The sequence below is a fragment of the Psychrobacter fozii genome, assembly GCF_003217155.1.
Lineage (GTDB): Bacteria > Pseudomonadota > Gammaproteobacteria > Pseudomonadales > Moraxellaceae > Psychrobacter > Psychrobacter fozii.
The window spans coordinates 356,189-377,515 of record NZ_QJSU01000003.1 but is presented as its reverse complement, the minus strand read 5'-3'; the positions used below and the strand labels follow the sequence as shown (position 1 = coordinate 377,515).

Genomic DNA, 21,327 nt, shown 5'->3' with positions numbered 1-21,327 from the left:
CGTCGCTTCAATGTTCACGACAGGAATCGCGTCACCCGCATCGTTAATCGTGCCAGTGCCTATCACGCCGCCAATCTCAAGCGTGGTGGTTTCATCGTTCTCAAGAATGGCATCATTGAGTGCAGGATAGCTGACGGTAAAGTCGGTGACCCCAGCAGGAACGGTGATGGTGCCCGCTACTGGATCATAGGTGACACCGTTGCTAAAGATGAGATCAGCAGGGTCGCTACTGTAATCACCAGCGGTTGCACTGCCATCCGTTAAATCAAAGTCATAGGTGACGTCAGCTTCGGTGACGCCATTGACGGTGACACTGTGCACGAGGGTATCGCCCTCGGTGGCACTGGCGTCGCCAACTGTGACGGTCGGTTTGTCGCCCTCGTTTACGGTGCCGTCTGTCGCGTCTTCATCGAAGATGGTGGCAGTATCGGTGGCGGTGCCAATGGCGGCATTCAGCGCATTACTGATACTCATGCTCAGCGCTTCTGAGACTTCATAGATGGCATCGTCATTCGGGGTGATGGTGAACGTTGGCAGGATGCTGCTACCCGCTGGAATGGTCACGCTAACCCCAGCTATGGCGTCAGCCACGCTGATGGTTTGCGTGCCATTGGCATCCGTAAAGGTGATGCTGTCAATATCGCTGGCATCGATGTCGCCAAGGTTTAAGGTGGCGGTGACGTTGCTGTCTTTGTCCGTCGCCCCTGTTTGGCTGATGGCAAAGACGATGCTGTCGCCTACACCTTCGGTGGCGCTGTCCGTCGTCGCTTCAATGTTCACGACAGGAATGGCGTCACCAGCATCATTAATGGTACCGGTGCCACTATCAGCCCCAATGGTTAAGCTGGTGGTTTCATTGTTCTCAAGAATGGCATCATTGAGTGCAGGATAGCTGACGGTAAAGTCGGTGACCCCAGCAGGAACGGTGATGGTGCCGGTGGCAGCGTCATAAGTGACGCCATCACTAAAGACTGGGACGTTGGTAAAGTCGGTCACCTCTGTGGCGCTATTACCCGCCAAGTCAAAGTCATAGGTGACGTCGGCTTCGGTGACGCCATTGACGGTGACACTGTGCACGAGGGTATCGCCCTCGATGGCACTGGCGTCGCCAACTGTGACGGTCGGTTTGTCGCCCTCGTTTACGGTGCCGTCGGTCGCGTCTTCATCGAAGATGGTGGCGCTGTCTGTGGCGGTGCCAATGCTGGCATTGAGCGGATTGCTGATCTCAAGCACCAAACTTTCTGATTGTTCATAAACCAAGTCATCAACTACAGTAAAGGTAATGGCTGGTGCAGACGTGCTGCCCGCTGGGATTGTGACCTGAATACCTTCATCGAGGAATGTCTGAATATCTGTTACATTATCTAAAAATATAACCTTACCATTAATATCGGTATAGCTGATTGATGCAATATCAGCCGCTTCTATTGTGCTATCCGCTAACTTGACATCTACAGTCGTAGGAAATTCGCTTAAGTTGTTCTGAGATACTTCAAATACCAAACCATTACTAACACCTTCAATGGCTTCCGCTTTAGTCGCTGCGATATCAACCACTGGTTTGTCGCCACCCAAAGCTGGATTATTAGGATCCACAGGTGTACTGCCGTCAGTAGTGCCATCATCATAGATGGTCGTACTTACGGTGTCATCGTCAGTACTAATAGTTGCTGTTCCTGATGTGACTGCAACGACCTTAACGGTAAAGTTTTCTGGGCCTTCAAACACATTGTCATCAGTGATTGGTACAGTGACATCCACTGAGGTTTGTCCTGCTGGGATAGTGATATCTTGTGTTACAGGCGTTGTATAATCAGCTGACCCTTCAGTACTGCCATCACTAATAATAACAGTAACGATCGTATCTTCAGTGCTCGGATTACTTAAGCTAACGGTATAAGTCGCTTCATTTGCACTGCCATCAGCAGCCGTTTCACTCAAGGTTTTAGTACCACTAATGCTCACAACTGGGGTGTCATTACCTACCGATAGATCAGTAGGATCAACTGGTGTGCTACCGTCAGTAGTACCATTATCATAAATGGTAGTTGTGACACTATTACTATCTGGTCCAACAGAGGCTGTACCGGATATGACTTCAGTTACCGTAACTATAAAGTCTTCTGGGCCTTCAAACAAATTGTCATCCGTGATCGGTACAGTGACATTCACTGACGTTTGACCTGCTGGGATAGTGACTGTTTGAGTTATAGGTGCTGTATAGTCCTCACTACCTTCAGTGCTACCGCCACCAATCGTAACAGCGACCACAGTGTCTTCATTGCTTGGTTTGCTAAGATTAATCGTATAGGTTGCTTCATTCGAGCTGCCATCAACAGTCGTTTCGCTCAAGCTCTCGGTGCCTGTGATACTAACTATTAATGGATAGTCTGCGGTGATAGTCGCTTGATTCGACTGCAAGCCATTGGTGTCAGATACTACATAGTCAACTGGTGTTGGATCAGTGATAAACCCCGACTCTGGTGTAAAGCTAATCTCTCCTGTCGCGGGGTCAACTTGCCAAGTACCTTCACCATCTACCACTAAGCTGGTGAATTCATTGCCTGTAACAGGGTCGATTAATTTGACGGTCGTTGGATCTAAGTCATTTTCAGAATCACTATCATTTGCCACGACATCGATGGTGATTGGTTGACCTGTTTCACCTAAGACAGTGTCATCTTCAGCAATAGGAGCAGTTTGTGGATAGTCAATAACGATGGTCGCTTGGTTCGACTGCAAGCCATTGGTGTCAGATACTACGTAGTCAATTGGTGTTGGATCAGCGGTAAAACCTGACTCTGGTGTAAAGCTAACCTCTCCTGTCATAGGATCAACTTGCCAAGTACCTTCACCATTTATCACTAAGCTGATGACTTCATTGCCTGTAACAGGATCGATTAATTTGACGGTCGTTGGGTCTAAATCATTTTCAGGATCGCTATCATTTGCCACGACATCGATAGTGATTGGCTGACCTGTTTCACCCAAGACAGTGTCATCTTCAGCAATAGGAGCATTATCGTTATCGTTATCATCATCATCACTAGCGAGACCAGCAATCAAACCAACCAGTCCCAATCCAGCCGCGGCAGGTATCCACCAAGGTATGGCCGCTGCAATATACTCTTCACCGCCAAGCGCCTGTCCTTCTACATCACCGACTTCTAGTTGAGTCACATAATCGTAGGTTTCGCCAGTATCAGGAATGTAGTAATAGTACTCGCCATCTTCAGCAATACCGACTAAAGCACTGTCTGGATTATCGTAGAAGCCTTCTATAATCAGATCGCTGTCTACCCCTTCTTCTTCGAATGAGACATGCAAGTCGTTTTTTAGGCGCTTAGTAATAATATGGTTAGGAGCATGGCCAATAGCTGTGTCAAAAAACTCATAGTTGACGTTGTCGGTGGCAGTAATAACTGTTGGTATACCATCTTTAGTAATAACAGATACTTGGCTGATAGTTTGAGCGGCGTCATTAATTTTAATAATAATAGTATTCATTTTTTTACCTTTAATTTTAAATATTTCAGCTAAATTGTTTTTATATCAGGCAACTTCAGTTACCAAAGGACAATAAAATTATCAATGACGCACACCTTCTTCTACAACTGCGACCACACGGCGGTTGAGCTGACGGCCCTCTACAGTATCGTTACTAGCTCTTGGCTGTGTCTCTCCATAACCAATAGCACTTAGACGCTCAGCGTCGATGTCAAATTTCGAAATCAAACTCTCTTTGACAGCATTTACTCGGTGCTGTGATAAAACTTGGTTATAGCTATCACTACCGCGACTGTCAGTATGACCCTCAATGGTCGCTATTGTATTTGGGTATTGCGCCATAAAGTCCGCTAGTTCAGCTATTTTTGTATAGTATTCGGGTCGTACGACCGCTTTATCAGTCTCAAACAATACTTCAAGATCAATTGTCACCTTTTCAGCCAATATGGCAGGTTGCTCCACGACTGGTGGCAGCGTTACTGACGGTGTAGTAGCAATTACGGGTGCAGGACAGTTAGGAACGACTCGACTGATTTGATGCGTTTGATAACGCTTATTTCTTAGCAATGGTAATGCGCTATCTGTCGTTATTTGATTTAGCAGACCTTGGCCATTTTCATCCATATCTACATAAAAAAAGTATGTTTGACCACCAACTAATTGGTAATCTTTCTGCTCCGCCAACAAATCATTATCTTTAAAACCAGTTGCATGAGCACTTAGTTGGTTTGTGCCCACACAAGAATTGACCGCTGTATAATTGCCTGCATGCAAACTGACTTGAAATCTATTATTGATCGCAATATTGGCACTGGTTTGCTCAGGATCATCATCATTTTTGCGCACAAATATCAGTCGAGCTTCATCACTCGCAACTTGTTTCGCTAATACAGCACTGATATCACTGTCAACTTGATTATTCCATACAACATTATCAACACGGCGAGTATCTCCATCATTACCGATACGGCTGTTAGCCGTTGTGGTCGCACAGGCAGTCACCCCCAATAGCGTGGTTACTAGTGCCACTTCAACGATGATTTTTTTGAATACTTTGCCCATGATAATTTCCTGAGTAACCGTTTATTAAGCTAATATTGGTTAAATATATTGAGTTTTTGAATTAATTTCTGTATAAAATATATATCGCATACTACGAATATAGTCCTTGATAACTTTTTGATAGCCTTTAACTTGGCAGAGTAATCTTCAAATGCTGCAAAAAATTAGGTGTTTGACGGATAACCCAATAGAAACACCATATAAATAACAACCAACTTCTGCTCCATCAGGCTCTATAAAAATTATATAGTTGTAGATATAACCTATATGGTTTACCCCTGTCAAAAAAATAAAATCCAAACATGATAAACGGCATATATTTTATGACCAGTTACCATTAAGTATGAATGTCTGCTGTCAATTTCGTAGTCATTAATTTAGAAGAACAGATCCAACAATCTAACGACAAAAATCAAGCTAAATCTATTGTACGCTCTTATCTTTTAAGAGTTCCTAAGACTTTATCTCACCACACTCTTAGCGCTCATCTTACCTTAACATCAATACAAGATAGTCCATCGTCTTATTTTCTTCACTTAATAGCTTTTGTTCTTCTTTAAGGGTTTTAATTACCCTTTGAACAGTATACTTACTTTAATTTTTCTCATATTTATATCACTCTGTACCGATCGGCTTATCTTGATTCGATTTTTTGCTGGTTAAATAAAACTAACCCGATCATATAGTCGATTCAATTTAAAAGTAGTACAAGGCAACCAAGTGTATATGTGATACTTCAAGCGAGGTTAACGCAGCAATACCTTTATAGTGGAATGACTATCCCTAGCTGTCGAGCGGTCTTTAATATATTACATTGTTATCTACTATCTTTCTGACCACTGCTACCTTGGATTTCATACTACCGTTTTACCTATTCTTAACCATCATGAATTCCTATCGATACGATGAAATCAATCGAGCTTGTGTTCTATCATTTTTTCCGCATCATTTAAAACTGGGTCATACACTATTCTGCACTCCCTCTTACGGTCACAAACACGTTGACACATATACAGATTGACGTCACAATATTGTAAATATTAATGGTTATCAATAACATCTAAAGCCTATCTGACTTGTCTTGCCTACCCTCTTCTATTCCACGTATATCTATATATCTTCTGTTGTCTTGATAAGATACCGCCGAATATCATTCATAAAAGTGTGGTAAGTAATGTCAGCAACCCTCAAGTTATAAGCCGCACTGATTGAGCCACACTTATACAAAAATCAGGCTTTGCCTAACAATCTTTTTCTGCCATCACACATACGATTATTATCATAACGAGCCATTATGTCTTCACGCACTACCACTTCTTTGTATCATATGATTTGGGCGCATTATCGCCTGCCTTTTCTCAAAGTTATCCTGCTTAATTTGGTAAATGCGGCTGTCAGTGTGGGCATCATTGCGTATATAAATCATACTTTCATCAGTCAACCTGTCTTTGATACTTTGTCATTACTCAGCTTAGGCTATTTTGCTGCCTTGATTACACTACTATTAATCACTACTTTTTTATCACAGTATGCGTTGACGCGTCTGGGCCATCAGTTTGTGTACGAGCTCAGAACAAAACTGGTCAAACAAATTATAGATACCAAAGTGCCGCAGATAGATCACTTGGGTAGTGCGCGCTTAATTGCCAGCTTATCTTCAGATATCCAGTCTATTACGACTGCCTTTGTACGCATGCCAGAGTTGGTACAAGGTGTCATTTTATCTGCGGGTGTTGCCCTTTATTTAGGATGGCTGTCACTACCACTATTGTTTATCATCATGTTTTGGATTGTGATGACAATTTGGATAAGCACTATTTTAGTGAAGCACGTCTATACTCATTTGATAGAACTTAGAGCGATTAATGATTTTTTATACCAAGATTATCAATCTATTATAGAAGGTCGTAAGGAGCTTGCGCTCAATCAGTACCGCGCTGAAAAGCTATATTCAGACGATTTTTTGTCTCATGCCAAGTCGTACCAACAGACCGTCATAAAATCTGACACCTTTCACTTATCTGCTGTGAACTGGTCCAATATCATGATGTTTGCTTCGATTGGTGTGGTGTTTGCCGTATCAAATTATCTGAATATACCGATGGGTGTCGCCACCACATTCTCCCTAACGATTCTATTTATGCAGTCACCCATTCTGCATGCAGTTGGTGCGTATCCAACCCTACAGACTGCCCAAGTGGCACTAGACAAAATACAGTCGCTAGAGCTGGCTGACTACCAAGCAGAATTTATGACTGACCACGTGGCAAAAGACTGGCAATCGATATCACTGACTGACGTTGGTTATCGCTACGGCGGCATCAATACGCAGACACAAGAGATAGCTGTTGACGCAAATAACCCTGCTGATGATATCTTGAAATCGGTCAACCTTACCGTGAGACGTGGTGATGTGGTGTTCTTAATCGGCGCCAATGGTAGCGGTAAGTCTACCCTCGCCAAAATCATCACGGGGATTTTCACCCCTACCACAGGCTCTGTACAAGTAGATCAAGACAACATTGATTCAGAGAATAATGCCGATTATAGACAGCTGTTTTCTGCTATCTTTAGTGATCAGCATCTGTTTAAACAGCTAATTGGCAATCAGGGCAATCAACCTGATGAGGCACTGATATCTGACTGGCTGCAGAAGCTCAATCTACAAGACAAAGTGAGCGTGTCTGATCATCAACTCTCTACAGATAAACTATCTCAAGGTCAACGTAAACGATTGGCCATGCTACTCTCAGTCGCTGAACAAAAAGACATCTTATTGCTTGATGAATGGGCAGCTGACCAAGACCCTGCTTTTCGCCGTGTGTTCTATCAAACGCTAATACCTGAGCTAAAAGCACTGGGCAAAACGCTGTTTATTATCAGTCATGACGACAGCTACTTTGAACACGCTGACCGCTTATTATTGATGAAAGAAGGCCGATTGATTGAATTGAATGCTGAAGAACGACAGCGCGCCAGTACAGATGCAATCGCCATGTTGCAATAAATATGACTTGTTATAGATGAAGACGGTCACGAAAAAAAATGGGGCGACTTATGATAAGTCGCCCCATTACGATAGAAAGAACCACGCTATAGCTATAGTCGGTGAAATACTAAACCGCTACGGCGTTACCCTCCTTAGATTTACCACTTGTACAATCTGCAGTCGGCTGCCTTGTATTCATTTTAGAGTTCTTTGACTATATACAAATGAAAAGTATCTAGGGTGTGTCCTCATTTCACAAGTGGTGATAAAAATGAGATAAATTGCCGTCAAACGAGAAAAATAGCGTAGATAATATCGAGATATTGACCAGCTATTTGACGATTTTTGGCAAAATTTAGCCATTTTTAGCCCAGTTAGATAACTATTGTTTGAATTGAGGACATGCCCTAGACACTCGAAAACTCGTCTAAGCCATTTGCTTATTTTAATAATTTCTGCAAAAAAGCACTACGAGATATCACCAAAAAGTCCAATAAGGCGATAACAACGATTGCGATAATGGCTGTCGGAAATATAACAGCGACAATCAATAAAGGAAGCGCAAATGGCCACCAGATAGCAGAGTGTAAACCACGTGCTGGCGGGTTCAGCCCAGTGCTTTCATTGGCATTAGTAGGACGGCGTTGCCACCACATGATATAACCACTCACGCTAATCATGATAACAAACAGACAAAACAAGACATTGGCCAACACACTCCACCATCCCAGCGTACCCATGTGAATAGCAATACCTGCCGCCATAAACTTACCAAAGGCATTGTAATCATCGAAATGAATATCAGCCAAGACATTACCTGAATAACGATCGATATGTACCGTGCGATCTGCTGTCGGACTTTTCATATCGTAGCTCATTGAATCTTGGCTAATGGTCCAGACGCCTGTACTGCCTTGTGGCAAGTTCAATTGATAGCGGCCTACAAACCCAATTTCACGAGCGTATCGGTCTACCGTATCAATCATGATAGGTATATTGGGTGCGATACCATCCTGACCCATGGTCGTGCCTGATACTGGCATCGGCGTCAGCTCAAGCACCCAAGGAACCTCCTTGGTTTTACCCGAGTTTAAGACACTGCCGTGCGTGGGTGCTTCAGTATGGGCTTCAGGCGCTGCCGCACCATGGACGTGAGGTGCAGCCATTGACTCATGCATCGCAGTACTGTGTTGGCTATGATCAATCGACATTGGCATAGGAGCAACGCCCCACTTACCAGCAGGAAACTGACTCCATGCCTGCACAACTCTTTCGCCCCACACGCCTGCCCATGCCATGCCTGAAACACAAAAAAACAGCAGCAGAATCGATACCCAACTGCCCAATGTCGCATGAATCGTACGGATAAAAGGTCGTTTTTTCTTATTGGTTACCCTCTCGTTAGGTATCAGCATAGCTTTAACTGATTTGCGTTTTTGCCACCAGAGATACCAACCCGTCAAAATCATCAAGATGGTCAACGATGCAGCCGTTTCTAGCAGATAATCCCCTGCTTTACCGATGAGCAAATCACTGTGAATATTATTAAACGTATCATAAAGACCGCTGCTAGCAGGTGCGCTATTGACGACATCAGCCGTATAAGGATTCACTGCCACCATATTGGTCTGGCCTTCTGACTCCACCTGAAACAAAGCGACGGTATCTGCGTCACGGGGCGCAATATATTTAATCAGTGCGCTATCGGGTAACGTACCAAGCGCGTTTTTGGCTTGTATAGACACTGGTGCTTGGACAGTCGACTCTGGAATGGTGATGGTCAAGCGGTCATTGTCCCGACCTACGGTGTTCGACATGAACAGCATGCCGAGTGCTGTGACCGCCAAAACAATCAAAAAAGGCGCGACAAACATGCCAGCATAAAAATGCCAACGCCATACCGTAAAATAACGCTGCGTGTTAGGTGACTGACTGCTGTCTCTGTTCATAAATACGACCTTTGATAATCTCTGATTGCCCAATTAACAACATAAATCTATTAGCAATGTAATATCGGCTGCATCATACGAGAAAACCCCTGAAAAAACCACTACCCCTCTAGTCATATATCAACAATATTAATGTAAAGAAGCCGCACTAAACCATTCAGAACCGCGTCCAATATTTCTATAAAGCGTTAACTGTAACTTTTTAATGATAACAATAATCATTAGTGTTATTATTATTTCCGTTATTTATCTCCCTAAATTTAAATCCAACATATTCAACGAATATTATTGAACAGGAAATATGATGCGGCTTCCTTTAACCTCTGAATCTATCCGAAAAAAACATCTGACCATAGCAGTACAAGTTGGCTTAGCCATGAGCATCAGTCATATTGCTTATGCTGAATCAGCTGATACTGAGGGCACGCTAAGCAATACCCAGACAGAAAATTCTGAGACAGCGACACCATCAACGACCTTAGATACGATAACTGTCTATGCCGATAGTTACCGAAGTACAGGCACAAAAACCGCATTAGACCCTGATGATGCGCCGATGAGCTATACCAGAATCGATCAAGACCTATTGCAAAAACGCCAAGCTGACAGTGTCAACGCTGCCTTACGCTATGAGCCCGGTGTTAGCTCTGAGAGTCGCGGCACGGTATCTATCTTTGATGAGTACAGAGTCCGTGGCTTTAAGACCTTATCGAATTTTTATGATGGATTAAGACTGCCTTACGATGGTGCTTGGAACCTCATGCCGCAAGTAGACATCTATGCAACTGAAGCCGTAGAAGTCGTCAAAGGACCCGCATCCTCACTTTATGGTTATACGGCACCCGGTGGTATGGTCAATCAAATAGCCAAAACGCCCAAAAGTACCCAAGAGACTGAGGTACAGCTACGACTAGGCAATCAAAACCTGAAAGAAGTGGCAATCGATACAACAGGGGCGATTACAGACAGCTTGAATTATCGTTTTGTGGCATTAAAACGCAAAAAAGACGGCCAGATGCAGACCACGGAAGAAGAGCGCACCCTGCTCAATCCATCACTTGAATGGCAAGCGACAGATGACGTGTCCGTACTTGCTAACCTCTTTTATCAAGACGATCCAGACATGGTGCCCTCTACCCCGCTGCCTGCGGTCGGTACTGTCTACAACGCCAGCTACGGCAAACTAGACAGCGACGCCTATGCGGGTGACGACTGGAATAAATTCAGCAAAGAAGTATTCATGCCGAGTGTCACCGTAAACTGGGACATCAATGACCAACTAACCTTTAAGCACATACTGCGCTATACCGATGCCGAAGCAGAGCAGCGTAATATGTATAATAGTGGAGGGTTTGTCAGCGGTAGTGATACGATATTGAACCGTGTGGCCTATACCACCGATGAAACCATGAAAAACTGGACCACAGACAACCAGTTGGCTTATCAATTCGATACAGCCAATACCTCGCACAATTTATTATTTGGTGTCGAGTATCAAGAGACGGATAGCACTGCCGCGTACTATGATGCTGGCGCGGATGGTACGCCAAACCTTGACTTGTCTGACCCTGACTTTTCTCAAATCAATACCGACACGTTACCTTTAGATGTCTATAGTCAATATGAGGATATCGAACAAAGCCAACTTGGTTTTTATGTGCAAGATGAGATGAAATGGCAAGACTGGACAGTGGTTGCAGGCTTACGACATGATAAATTCAAGAGTATCACTGATCAAACCAAAGCCTCTCAAGGTGTGATATATAGTGACCAAGAAATCGACAATAGCGCATCAGAGACCAGTGGTCGTCTGGCTGCTATTTATGATTTCGATAATGGGCTATCACCTTATGCGAGCTACTCACAATCGTTCCAGCCAGTCGTTGGCAGTAACTTCGTGACCGACGAGCCATTTAAGCCCACGACGGCTGACCAACTAGAAGCCGGTGTTAAATATCTCTCGGCAGATGGCGGCACCAAAGGAACATTGGCAGTATTCGATATTAAACAACAGAATGTTGTTGTATCAGATTACGTCAACTATAGAAGTCAAACCCAAACGGGTGAAATTGCGTCTAAAGGATTTGAAGTATCCGGCAGTCATATGCTCAATGATTGGGTGGATGTCGCGGCGAGCTACAGCTATACCGATGCTGAGATTACAGAAGATGAGTTCAACCCTGATGTAGTCGGCAACACGCCAGCGCAAACAGCGAAACACAAAGCCACGCTATGGACGGACTACTACGCCACAGATAAGCTAACGCTCAATGCAGGCGTTCGCTATGAAGGAGGTATGCAGATCGATAAACAAAATTCAGATGAGTTGCCAAGCGTGACGTTGGTAGATATCGGTGGCAATTACGAAATCAATCCTATGCTCACTGTCGGTGCCAGTATCAACAACCTCTTTGATAAAACCTACGTCGGTTCTTGTTATGACATCAACAACTGCTGGATGGGACCAGAGCGCCAGATGACAGTCAGTCTAAAGGCCAATTTTTAATCACAAAAAACTGGCTATTGTAATAATAGCCAGTTTTTATTAAATGATAGATGAAAGTATAAGATGCACATTTACAACACCAAGGTAGAAAATAAGGCAGAAAATTCAGGTGGCTTGGTCAGTTGCCAGTTATAGACCAATCACTTGTATTAGATGTCCTGTCTTAATATATACCGTGGCGCCTTCTAACCCTGCTTTTATTTGCGACTGCTCACCTACTGGTAGACGTATCCAACTATCTCGTTGATATACTTTATCACCATCTACTAGGCTGCCCTCTACAACCAGTAACTCTACACCGCCCGCACCTACACCATTAATGATATCTTCGTCGCATAATACATCGCCTGCTGTGAGACGTTGCAAACTCACCTGCTCACCATCATCAGAAAAAAGCGCACAGACATCACGATTACCTTGGCGTGTCCAATTGGCATCATCATGAGTATCAATAGCGACATAGCGGTCTTCATTAGACGGCATCTGTCTGAGCTTAACGAAGATCACTGCACCTTCGTCACTATAAGGAGTATGACCTGATGACGGTGGATTACGCAAATACCAACCTGCGGGATAATGCTTATCATCTGCAGAAAACGTACCTGACAATACCAAAATCTCTTCACCACCTGGATGCAGGTGATGCGGAAAATAAGAATTAGGCGCATAGCGTACCAGACTGGTGGCTCGGGCTTTCTCTTCGCCAACACGATCCAACATGATACGTTCTACACCACTCTGCGGTGAGTTTACCCACTGTTGGTCTTCAACTGCAAGCGCCGCACGACTAGAGAAATTTGCATTAATAAGCATAGCATTATGTCCAAAAATAGTAGGGTGTAACTACATACTCTCTTATAAAGTATTTGGCATCATTTATTGAGCCTTATTCATAATTATCAATCATTTTTTAAGAATCATTAGAGATAGATGACAACTGTGCCACTACTATGAGAATTTATAATCGATGCTTCTATAAGACACCCTAACCTTTAGTGCACTTATCGCACTAAAATGACTGGCGACAATGTACTGGCAATAATCTCTGTCGTCGTACTACCGAGAAACAGTTGCTGCAATTTAGAATGACCGTAAGCGCCCACCACCATGATATCGATGTTATTTTCCGTTTGAAAAGCCAACAAACCATTGACCGCATCAGCCGCTGACAAATGATGAGCGGCCACAACAAACCCAGCCGCTTCTAATTGTGCTGCTGCGGCACTTAAGCTCTGCTTAGCGGCATCATTGTGGCTTCCTATCATGACGATATGACCTTGCAGTCCTTTTAACACTGGGCTTCTTGCAACCATCCATGCTGCTTTGATAGCGGTTTTGCTACCATCAAAAGCGATCATGTATGAGCTTGGCGCTTTGAATGTCTCCGAGCAAATCAAGATAGGAACATCGGATGCACGGGCGACTGTTTCGATTTGACTACCGATATTGATACGACTGTTTTTGTGATCTTCTCCGCGTCGACCCATGACAATGGCACGATTTTCTGTCTTAAAGTGCTCAATGGCGGGTAGCAGCTTGCCGCGACGTTGATAGATACGGATAGCGACATCCTCAAAATCACTTTGGATGTGGCTTTTTGCATCTTGAACCAAGGCATTGCTATAACTGTTGACCACCTTCGCTCTTTGCTCGTCCATCTGGGTCAATTCTTCTAACAAAAACTGGCGGCTATTTACCCCTATCGCGCCCGACAAATCACGTCTGGTCGATGCAGGAACCTCACTGACATGCAACAAACCAACAGGTAAATTCAACTTACTGGCATACCATGCTGCATAGTCACAAACTGATTCAGTCACTGCCGAACCATCAATACAAGCTAAAACGTGCTGTGATGTTGTCATAATATGTCCTTAATTTTAATTATTTAGGGCGTGTCCTCATTTTAAAAATGGTGATAAAAATGAGATAAATTGCAGTCAAACAAGAAAAATAGCGCAGATAATATCGAGATATTAGTCAGCTATTTGACGCCGTTTGGCAAGATTTAGCCATTTTTATCCCATTTAGATGACTATCGATTGAATTGAGGATGCGCCCTAGTTCCATATAGCGTCCAATGCTCATCCCAAATGCTCTGGGAAAATCTTTCCCATTACTTCGATAATAACCAATTTGGCTGACTTCATCCAGTGATGTGTGCCTGCCTCTACAATAATATTCACTCTGCTGTCTTTAGTATTGCACAACATTTAAAGAAACGTGGTTCTAGTACAGCAATAAAGTCTTGTCATCGTCTGACAACATGCCCTAACAAATTTTGCTACAATGTATTTTTTAGCATTTGTGATTTAAATATCGTTATTTAGGTGATGGAACTATGGCAAAAAATGCCCTACAGGCTCAACTACTCAAAGCGGGATTGGTAGATAGCAAAAAAGCCAATAAAATCAGCAAGCAAAATCAGCATGCCAAGCGTACTGGTGACTCAGAAAGTCTAGAAGCGAAAAAAGCATTGGCAGATGCGCAAGCAAAAAAACTAGAGAAAGATCAGCAACTCAATCAAGAAAAACAACGCGCTTTAGAAGAAAAGGCACTCAAGGCCAATATCATCCAAATGATTAAGCAGCATCAAATCACTGATATCAGTGGTGATGTCAGCTATCAGTTTGTTGACGGCTCTAAAGTCAAAAAAATCTCTATTACCCAAAAACTATATGACCAAATCGTCGCTGGTCATGTCGTCATTGCGCGATTAGAAGAAGGCTATGCACTGCTTCCCCGCCCATTAGCAGATCGTATAGATTCAAAAATGGAAGGCTTTATGGTCGTATCAAACGATACATCAGAAGATGTGTTGGCAGAAGATGATCCTTACGCCGCTTATGTGATTCCAGATGATTTAATGTGGTAAACAGTCAGTATTTATAATACTTGCTTTGTTAACTTAGACACCCTTTGTAGAGTACTTACTTCTACAAAGGGTTTTTTTATTGTATAGAAAACAATCACCTTTAAGCTAGCGTTACAGGTTTTATTGAAAAAGGTAACAAATCGCCATAACCCTGCCATACGTGGCAATGCGAACTTGAACAGCCATTCAATAACAACTACAATGCGATTTCTTGACCTATTTAGCGCTAAGGTTTGCTCGAAGTTGAGCAATCACTCAAGAATTGAACACATTTTGACTTTTACTAATCATATAACAAAAGCCAATATCGGCACCCTACTCATCAAGAAGTTTTGAAAAGGCTTTCAAAATTTCTCAAAAAGAGATTTCTCATGCCAAAACATCTGCCACTTTCACTCCTATTGCTTCGACTTGGTATCTTCACGGTCTTTTTATTTTGGACGCTTGATAAATTTATCAATCCTGACCATGCCGCAGGCGTTATGTCTAAGTTTTATGGAATGGAAAATATGGGTGATTCCATATTCTATGTTATGGGCGCTGTTCAGTTGATACTTATCATACTGTTTGTCGTCGGGTTATTTAAAACTTGGACCTATGGTATTTTGCTGCTGGCTCATGCGGGCTCCACTTTTTCGACCTTTGCTTTATATCTAGAACCATTTGATAACCTGTTGTTTTTTGCCGCATGGCCAATGCTGGCAGCATGTATCGCTCTCTTCTTGATGAGAGACTGGGATACGTTGACACTGGGCAAACGTACCGTGGGCAAGACCGTTCCTTTGACATAGATATAAACAGAGTCTATCGTTTGACTATGGTCAAATCTAAATAAATTCAGTACCAGCAATCCAAGCGTAGACCGTACAGGTGGTACGTCAAATGCAGGTGTTGCCGTAGCAAAGCTATAGAGGTTAAATGGTGCAATAATATAAATACTAGCTAAAGCGATACAAGCTATATATTATTAAAACTAACAACTTAGCTGTTTTATTGCAGGTAAACGAATAGATTATTCAACAATTCAATGTAATTGCCACCATCACTAAAACAGCAAAAGTTTTTTGATCATAGTTTTAATTATAGAAAGATGACTATGAATGAAACCTTTGCTTTACTATTAGGCCGAATCTTTCATGATTAAAAGAATATTTCTAATACTGTTAATAGTGCTATTAGCAGTGGGGTTTTTCTACTTTGACCTCAACCAACTGTTGACGCTTGAGGGCTTAAAGGGCTCGATGGCGCAGTTCAACGACTATAAAGCAGAGTCACCGTTACTTATTATCGGTGGGTTCTTTTTACTGTACGTCGTAGTTACGGCCCTCTCGCTACCTGGTGCTGCCATATTGACATTGGCATCCGGCGCTTTATTTGGTCTGTTTCAGGGCTTAGTCATTGCCTCATTTGCCTCAAGTATTGGCGCGACACTTTCGTTTTTAGCATCACGTTATTTGCTACGCGATACCATCAAACAGCGCTTTCCTGAACGCCTTGCCGCTATCGATGCGGGCGTCGAAAAAGAAGGTGGCTTTTACTTATTCACATTACGTTTAGTCCCTGTATTTCCCTTCTTTTTAATCAATTTGCTCATGGGTGTGACCGCCATTAAGTCATGGACCTACTACTGGGTAAGCCAAGTAGGTATGCTGGCAGGTACTTTTGTATTCGTTAATGCGGGTACGCAACTTGCGCAAATAGAAAGCTTGTCAGGTATTTTATCGCTCAATTTAATTTTATCGTTCGCTTTATTGGGCATATTCCCGCTTATTGCTAAAGGAATCTTAAATGTGTTTAAAAAACGTCGTGTCTATAAAAACTACTCAAAGCCCAAACAGTTCGACCGCAACATGATTGTTATTGGTGCGGGTGCTGGCGGCTTGGTAACGAGCTATATTGCTGCTGCTGTTAAAGCAAAAGTAACATTAATCGAAGCAGGTGAAATGGGCGGTGATTGCTTAAACTATGGTTGTGTCCCAAGTAAAGCCGTGATTAAAAGTGCAAAAATCGCAGATCAAATTCGCCATGGTGAAAACTACGGCCTCGAAAATGCGTCTCCGCAGTTCTCGTTCAAAAAAGTCATGGCACGTGTGCATGATGTTGTGGCTGAGATTGCGCCGCATGACAGTGTTGAGCGTTATACTGATTTGGGCGTCGATGTGGTAAAAGGCTATGCCAAGCTCATCGATCCATGGACGGTAGAAATCGCCCTAAATGATGGTGGCACACAAACACTAACTGCGCGTACTATCGTTATTGCAACTGGCGCACGCCCATTTGTACCGCCATTACCTGGTATTGAAGAAACGGGCTACGTGACCAGCGATACCATATGGAACAAGTTTGCAGAACTAGACGAAGCGCCTAAAAAGTTGGTCGTACTAGGCGGTGGTCCTATCGGTAGTGAATTGGCGCAAAGTTTTGCGCGCTTGGGCTCAAATGTGACTCAAATTGAGATGAGTGAGCGCATCATGATCAAAGAAGATCTTGAGGTGTCTACCTTTGCACACCAAGCGCTGGTTGAAAGCGGTGTAAATATTTTGACCTCACATCAAGCTCTACGCTGTGAAGCTCGTGATGGCAAAAAGTATATTGTCGTTAAACACAATAATACTGAAATCGATATAGAATATGACGAGCTATTATGTGCCGTTGGTCGAAGTGCTCGCCTTACTGGTTACGGTCTTGAAGATTTGGGTATCGAAACCAATCGTACTATCGTGACCAACGAATATTTGGAAACGCTGTATCCTAATATCTTTGCAGCAGGCGATATTGTAGGCCCATATCAGTTTACTCATGTCGCAGCTCATCAGGGTTGGTACGCAGCAGTGAACGGCTTATTTGGTAACCTTAAAAAATTCAAAGTAGATTACCGTGTGATTCCGTGGACCACGTTTATCGATCCAGAAGTCGCTCGTGTGGGCTTAAATGAGCAAGACGCGATAGACAAAGGTATTGAGTACGAGATTACCCGCTTTGAGTTTAAAGAGCTGGACCGTGCCATCACTGACAGTGCTGCTAAAGGATTTATCAAAGTCATTACCCCTAAAGGGAAAGATAAAATACTTGGTGTGACCATCGTATCTGAACATGCCGGCGACTTGATTGCTGAGTTTGTATTGGCAATGAAACACGGTTTGGGACTGAATAAAATACTTGGTACTATTCACAGCTACCCGACTTGGGCGGAAGGCAACAAGTATGTGGCCGGTGAATGGAAACGTGACCATGCCCCTCAGCGCGTATTAAGCTGGCTAGAAAAATACCATACTTGGCGTCGAGGTTAGCCCATCAATGCACCCTACTAAAGCCTTGCCAACACGGACAATGCTAAAAAACGTCATGCGCTATAGCTCTTATGCTATGGCGCTAAGCGTTTGTATCGGTATCTCTGCAAGCACTGCCTCCCCTAATATAGGCAGCAGTGATGGCAAGGAATCACCTTGGCAGCAGGTTGAATCTCAGGGTAAAAATCAAGACGTTTACTTTTATGCGTGGGGCGGTGACCCTCAAATCAATGCCTATTTACAGTGGGCAGCCAAGCAAGTTGATGAGAAGTACAACATCAACTTGGTCCATGTCAAACTCACAGATACCAGCGAAGCCGTCAGTCGAGTATTGGCAGAAAAGTCAGCCAATAACAATGACCAAGGTAGCGTAGATCTGATTTGGATTAATGGCGCAAACTTCGCCACCATGAGTGAGAATTCACTATTGCTCAAACAGTGGGCAAACAAGCTGCCTAATTTTGCCCTCACTGATCCTGATAACAACCCCGCTGTTACCTTTGATTTTGGTGTACCAACCAATGGTATGGAAGCGCCATGGGGACAAGCGTCACTGACTTTCTACTACGATAATCTATCCGTCAAAAAGCCACCCACCACCTTAAATGAACTAACGACTTGGACAAAACAAAACCCCGGTCGCTTTAGCTATCCAAAACCCCCTGACTTTTTAGGTATGAGCTTTTTGAAATACGCATTGGTTATGCTGCATGAGCAACACGATGCCGATACTGGCGAGAATACCAGTGCTCAGCTCAACATGCCTGTCACTGAACAGAATAAAGCGATTGTCCTCGACCCACTATGGGCATTCTTGGATGACTTGCATCCGACGCTTTGGCGCAAGGGTGAGCAGTTTGTACAAACAGGTGCGCAAATGCGTCGGTTGGTCGATGATACCGAGCTCAGTTTAGCGTTTAGCTTTTCAGCCCCTGAAGTTCCAGCAGCCGTGCAGCGTTATGACTTACCTGAAAGTATTCGTAGCTATGCGATGAGCGATGGTAGCTTGAGTAATACTCACTTTGTCGCCATTCCTTACAATGCCAGCCACCCGCAAGCGGCACAGCTTGTCGCTAACTTTTTGATGAGTCCAGAGGCACAAGCCAAAAAGCAAACGCCCTCTGTATGGGGTGACAAAACCGTACTTATCCAATCTACCCTCACCTCTGAGCAACAAGCCTTGTTCAAAACCAACAAACCTCATCCTAGCGCATTGCCGTTTGATAGTATTAAACGCACAGTGAGCGAGCCACACCCAAGTTGGGTTGAGGCAATTATGGAAGGCTGGCAAGCACGCTACGGGGTTCGCCCATGAATAAAGATTTGAATGACAAGGCCGCTCAAGGCAGTGTCAATAAAAATGATCTCAATAAAGGCAGTGTCAATAATTGTACGGCTATTGCCACTCCTTATAAAAAAGACCTATTTACGCGCATTGCCATATCTAGTCCGAAGCTTTTATTGCTGATACTGGTGCTACCCGTACTTGGCGGACTGATTAGTGTGCTATTGCCTGCGTTTAGTTGGGTGCCCGCGCTTGATCAGACGACCATCAGTCTACAAGGGTTTAAAGATCTTTGGATGACGCCAGGTCTGACCCAAATGGTGGCGCTTAGCTTGGCAACTGGACTCATCAGCACTCTGCTCGCTTTTGTCATGACACTCATGATACTGGCAGCGTTTTTCAATAGTGTTTGGCTCACGCGTATCGAGCATTTGCTAAGCCCCATTTTAGTGATTCCTCATGCCGCAGCGGCGATTGCCGTTGGTTTTCTCATTGCGCCTTCTGGTATGTTTTCACGATTGATATCGCCGTGGTTAAGCGGTTGGGAAATGTCACCAGAAGGGATATTTCCCCATGACCCATACGGCATCAGTATCATTCTGGGCTTAACGTTAAAAGAGCTGCCTTTTTTATTACTCATCGCATTGGGTGCTTTGGCACAACCAGAGCTTGGTAAAAAACTGCGCCAACAGTATAAAGTCGCATTAAATTTGGGTTATTACCCGATTGCCGCCTTTTTTAAATCGGTATTTCCTCTGCTATATCCATTGCTGCGGTTGCCAATTTTGGCGGTGCTTGCCTATGCCAGTGCCAGTGTAGAGATGCCATTGATATTGGGCCCAAACACACCGCCCACACTTGCGGTCACTATCATGCAATGGTTCAATGATGTCGATCTAAATCTACGCATAAAAGCATCTGCAGGGGCATTGTTACAGCTGGCATTGACAGGTGGTTTGATCGCCTTATGGCTTGGCGGTGAGCAGATCGTAAAAATACTATTCTGTGGCTCATTGACCAATGGCAAGCGAAACTATGCGGATGCGGTCTGGCAAAAAGTCACTGCCACTATGACCACTGTGGTCATTGGTTTTATGTTCATGTCACTCATTGGCCTTGCCATGTGGTCAGTGGCTGGGTTTTGGCGTTTTCCAGACGCTTTGCCAGAACAGTTTGTATTGCTACATTTCCAAAGTGCCTTTATGCAAATGAGTACGCCACTCTTTAATACCATTGCTATCGGTTTAGTGAGTACCTTATTTGCTATTGTGCTCACATTACTATGTTTGGAGGCCGAACAGTTAAGTGCAAAGCGACTGTCAAACTTCACTAGCTTGATCATTTACTTGCCATTGTTGGTACCTAGCATCGCCTTCTTATTTGGATTGGTGTGGCTACAACAACTGATCAATAACCAAGCGGCGTTTTTTAATGTGGCATTTACGCATTTGTTGTTTGTACTACCCTATGTGTTCTTGTCACTTGCGAGCAGCTATCGACGTTTAGACCCACGTTTTGCGAATGTAGCAGCAAGCTTAGGTGCGACACCCATAAAAGTGTTTTTTCAGGTCAAATTACCACAACTGTTTACGCCTATTTTGATTGCTGTCGCACTGGGTTTAGCGATTAGCTTCGGCCAATATTTGCCGACGTTATTGGCAGGCGGCGGACGTATTGCCACCATCACCACAGAAGCCGTGACACTCGCGAACGGGGCCAGTAGACGCACTAGTGCGGTCTATGCCATCATCCAAATGGCACTACCGCTTATTGGTTTTATACTGGCAAGTCTGCTCCCTAAATATATTTTTAGAAGTGGCAAAAACAATACTCATTAACACGCCCTACATAAGCCAATAATGAC

Annotated in this window: 12 protein-coding genes; 7 read left to right on the top strand and 5 right to left on the bottom strand. The window is 43.7% G+C overall.

Annotation, left to right across the window (positions count from 1 at the left end):
- Window positions 1–3,507, bottom strand: a 3,507-nt coding sequence (locus DFP82_RS06135) for a Calx-beta domain-containing protein (RefSeq protein WP_245905653.1), incomplete at its 3' end; no start/stop codon positions are given.
- Window positions 3,508–3,588: 81 nt separating this feature from the next.
- The gene (locus DFP82_RS06130; protein ID WP_110922842.1) at window positions 3,589–4,569 is read right to left on the bottom strand and encodes an OmpA family protein; all 981 of its coding nucleotides are present in this window, start codon (window positions 4,567–4,569) and stop codon (window positions 3,589–3,591) included.
- A gap of 1,294 nt (window positions 4,570–5,863) precedes the next feature.
- Here DFP82_RS06130 and DFP82_RS06125 point away from each other — a divergent pair.
- Window positions 5,864–7,576 (top strand): multidrug ABC transporter permease/ATP-binding protein, encoded by a 1,713-nt coding sequence (locus DFP82_RS06125; RefSeq protein WP_110922841.1) that lies wholly within the window; start codon window positions 5,864–5,866, stop codon window positions 7,574–7,576.
- A 422-nt stretch (window positions 7,577–7,998) separates the two neighbouring features.
- Here the strand turns inward: DFP82_RS06125 and DFP82_RS06120 are convergent, their stop codons facing one another.
- Window positions 7,999–9,507, bottom strand: coding sequence for a PepSY-associated TM helix domain-containing protein (locus tag DFP82_RS06120; protein ID WP_110922840.1), 1,509 nt, complete (start codon window positions 9,505–9,507; stop codon window positions 7,999–8,001).
- A 301-nt stretch (window positions 9,508–9,808) separates the two neighbouring features.
- Between DFP82_RS06120 and DFP82_RS06115 the strand changes: the two genes are divergently transcribed.
- Entirely contained in the window at window positions 9,809–12,013 is a 2,205-nt protein-coding gene (locus DFP82_RS06115) for a TonB-dependent siderophore receptor (RefSeq protein ID WP_245905652.1), read from the top strand.
- A gap of 129 nt (window positions 12,014–12,142) precedes the next feature.
- Here DFP82_RS06115 and DFP82_RS06110 read toward each other — a convergent pair whose 3' ends face one another.
- Both DFP82_RS06110 and DFP82_RS06105 read right to left on the bottom strand, forming a co-directional pair.
- Window positions 12,143–12,826, bottom strand: a complete 684-nt coding sequence (locus DFP82_RS06110; RefSeq protein WP_110922838.1) for a cupin domain-containing protein — start codon at window positions 12,824–12,826, stop codon at window positions 12,143–12,145.
- A gap of 188 nt (window positions 12,827–13,014) precedes the next feature.
- A complete protein-coding gene (locus DFP82_RS06105) occupies window positions 13,015–13,878 on the bottom strand; it encodes a universal stress protein (RefSeq protein ID WP_110922837.1) in 864 nt (287 codons plus the stop codon).
- A 476-nt stretch (window positions 13,879–14,354) separates the two neighbouring features.
- Here DFP82_RS06105 and DFP82_RS06100 point away from each other — a divergent pair, with 476 nt between their 5' ends.
- From DFP82_RS06100 to DFP82_RS06080, 5 genes are all read left to right on the top strand, one after another.
- Window positions 14,355–14,888, top strand: a complete 534-nt coding sequence (locus DFP82_RS06100) for a DUF2058 domain-containing protein (RefSeq protein ID WP_110922836.1) — start codon at window positions 14,355–14,357, stop codon at window positions 14,886–14,888.
- Between the two features lie 371 nt (window positions 14,889–15,259).
- On the top strand, window positions 15,260–15,679 hold the full coding sequence (locus DFP82_RS06095; RefSeq protein WP_110922835.1) for a hypothetical protein: 420 nt from the start codon (window positions 15,260–15,262) through the stop codon (window positions 15,677–15,679).
- A gap of 345 nt (window positions 15,680–16,024) precedes the next feature.
- The gene (locus DFP82_RS06090) at window positions 16,025–18,178 is read left to right on the top strand and encodes an FAD-dependent oxidoreductase (protein WP_110922834.1); all 2,154 of its coding nucleotides are present in this window, start codon (window positions 16,025–16,027) and stop codon (window positions 18,176–18,178) included.
- A gap of 7 nt (window positions 18,179–18,185) precedes the next feature.
- Entirely contained in the window at window positions 18,186–19,493 is a 1,308-nt protein-coding gene (locus DFP82_RS06085; RefSeq protein WP_110922833.1) for an ABC transporter substrate-binding protein, read from the top strand.
- The gene (locus DFP82_RS06080; protein WP_110922832.1) at window positions 19,490–21,301 is read left to right on the top strand and encodes an ABC transporter permease; all 1,812 of its coding nucleotides are present in this window, start codon (window positions 19,490–19,492) and stop codon (window positions 21,299–21,301) included. The genes DFP82_RS06085 and DFP82_RS06080 overlap by 4 nt, the downstream gene beginning before the upstream one ends.
- Window positions 21,302–21,327 lie beyond the last annotated feature (26 nt).